This window comes from bacterium (genome assembly GCA_016873475.1).
Lineage (GTDB): Bacteria > Krumholzibacteriota > Krumholzibacteriia > JACNKJ01 > JACNKJ01 > VGXI01.
Map to the genome: position 1 here is coordinate 1 of VGXI01000326.1, position 2,604 is coordinate 2,604.

Consider the following 2,604-nt stretch of genomic DNA (forward strand, 5'->3'; position numbering starts at 1 on the left):
GTGCGTGGTGACCGAGGCGGCCAGCATCAGGGCCGCGAAGACGCCCATCAGGCCGACGGGCAGCAGCTGCGTGAGCACGAGCGGCGTGCGCAGCTGGCTCTGGATCGCTGCGTTCGGCTCCCCGGCGAGGGCGGCGCGCACGGTCCCGGCGACGCCGGCGAAATCGGGGTGGCGCATCACCGTGTAGGCCATGATCGGCACGACGAGAATGAAGAGGTTCTGGGCGAAGTTGCGCCAGCTGCTGAGCACGGCGGCCATCTTGGCCTCGTGGGCGTTCAGCGCCGAGGCATTGTAGGCCGAGGTGCCCTGCCAGCTCATCGTGCCGTAGAAGTAGCCGAAGATGCCGATCACGAAGTAGACGAGGTTGAAGTCGTCGACCTGGCTCGTCTGGAAGGGATTGATCAGGCTGGCCTGCTCGGGCGCCATCGCCAGCGTCTCGAGCATCTGTGCCCAGCGCACCTGCGTGAACAGGAAGAGCACCAGCACCACGAAGGCCACGTTGACGAAGACGCCCTGCAGGAAGTCGGTGACCATCACCGCCACCTGCCCGCCCGCGAAGACGAAGGTGAGCGAGAGGCCGAGCAGGAAGGCCATCACGAGCGGGAAGGTCGGCACGGCGAGGCCGGCCAGGTCCAGCGCCGGCGGCAGGCCGCAGAAGTAGATGAAGAAGCGCGCGCCGACGGCCGGGAAGATGCCGTAATTGACGATCCCCGAGCTGAAGGCGAGCAGCCCCGCGAAGACGCGGAAGCGCCGGCTGTAGCGGCGCTCGAAGAACTCGGCCAGCGTGAGGCAGCGGCTCTGGCGGAAGCGGTAGATCACCCAGCCCGAGACGGTGACGACGAGCACGGCGACGCCCATCGTCAGGCTCCACCAGCTCATCGAGAAGCCGGCGATGTAGTTCATCTCCAGCAGACCGACGATCGTGATGTCGCCGAGGCCGGCCACGCCCGAGGAGACCGTGAGCAGGTAGCGCCCGGCCGCGCGCCCGGCGGCGAGGAAGTCGGCCACGCTCTGCATGCGGCGCCGGCTGGCGGCGAGGCCGATCAGCATCAGGGCCAGCAGCGCGGCGACGATCGACCAGTCGAGGGCGCGCAGGTTCACGGCCTTGCTCCTGGGGCGAAGCGGCGGAGGCACCCGGTCTCGTCGATGCTCCAGCCCTCGCCGCCGAGGGAGTCGGCCAGGGTCCAGGCGCGGAAGCCCTGCCCGTCGCCGGCCAGGGCGAGGGGCAGCGCGCGCCACTCGGGCACTGCGGGCGGCAGCGGCGGGAGCTCAGCCAGGTTGCGCGCGAAGGCCCCGCTGCGCGCGGCCTGGCGCCGCTGGGCGTAGTAGAGCAGGCGCAGCGGGTGGAGTCCGGCCGGCGCGGGCGGCGCGGGCTCGCCGCGCTCGTCGACGAAGTCGAGCCGGCCCCAGAGCTCGGGGTAGTGCATCGCGATCAAGCCCTGCGGCGCCCAGACCCAGTTGTGCTCGGGCAGCGGCCGGCCCGTCTCGGGATCGCTGCGCTTCGCATAGCCGCTTGCGGACGCCTCGAGGTCCCACTGGACGCGCGAGAAGTTCAGCCGCCAGCCTTCGCCGGGCAGCGGCGGCCCGCCGTGGGGGGCGCACTCCTCGAGCACCTGCCAGGGGAGGGCGAGCTCGACGCTCCAGCCGCGGTCGGTGTCCCTGGGGTCGTTGAGGGTCCCGTCCAGGTGCACCGCGCTCTGCAGTCCCGCGATGTCCCAGGCGTCGACGGCGTGGCCGCCGTCGCGGTAGGGCGCCGTGAGCAAGAGATCCCAGACCGTGCCGAGCGCGTTGATCTCCAGCTCGTAGTAGTCGTGGCTGTCGCCATCGGGATCGAGGAAGAGCTCGAAGTCGTTCTCGTGGTAGATGACGGCGTCGCGTTCGGTATAGGTCGCCCAGAGCTGCGGCTCCACGAGCGCCGCTGCGACATAGAGATTCTCGGTGTCCCAGAGCAGCTTGGCGCGCGTGCGCAGGGGGGGACGCGGCCTGGCGTCACCCTCGATGTCGACAAAGTCGCTGGTCCAGTCCGCGGGCCGCCAGGCCGGGTCGTCCAGGCGGCCGTCGACGGTGGGTGGAGTGCTCGTGAACAGGCAGCGGTAGACCGGGGGGCGCCAGGCGAGCAGGTCGACGGCCGGCAGCGGGAACTCCCCGGCCTGCGCAGGGCCGCCGCAGAGCAGCAGGAGGAAGGGGGCCAGGCGAAGGGGCATGAACGCTGCTCCGATCGTGAACGCGCTCACACTACACGGCCGTCTCGCCCAGGCGGAAGCAGAAAACCTCGCGCGAAAGATCGCGGCAGGCGGCGGCCGCCACCGCGGGCGCGGCAAGTTGCGGCCCCCAGGCGAGCGCGTAGCGAAAGGCGTGGAAGCCGCCGAGCGTGGGGGCGAAGTTGGTCTCCCAGTAGTTCGTCATCAGCCAGGCGTAGGGGAGCGCGGGGTCGGCGGCCAGGCGCGGGTCGCCGGCGAGGAGGCGCTCACCCGCCGCGAGGGGGCCGAGCTGGAGCAGCGGCTGGTCGGGCATTGCGAGCGCGAGGCCGAAGCCCGGCGCCGTGGCAATGAAGCCCTCCTGCACGGCATAGAAGTCGGTGAGCGTCCCGGGGACCTGCTCCTC

2 protein-coding genes are annotated in these 2,604 nt (G+C 71.2%); both read right to left on the minus strand.

All coding sequences use genetic code 11. The annotated features are described in order from the left end of the window. The coding region (locus FJ251_15340) for a sodium:solute symporter (protein ID MBM4119076.1) at positions 1 to 1,101 on the minus strand (1,101 nt) is incomplete at its 3' end. Further along, complete coding sequence (locus FJ251_15345; protein MBM4119077.1) at positions 1,098 to 2,204, minus strand: carbohydrate-binding family 9-like protein; 1,107 nt, start codon at positions 2,202 to 2,204, stop codon at positions 1,098 to 1,100. The genes FJ251_15340 and FJ251_15345, both read right to left, overlap by 4 nt. Positions 2,205 to 2,604: the final 400 nt, after the last annotated feature.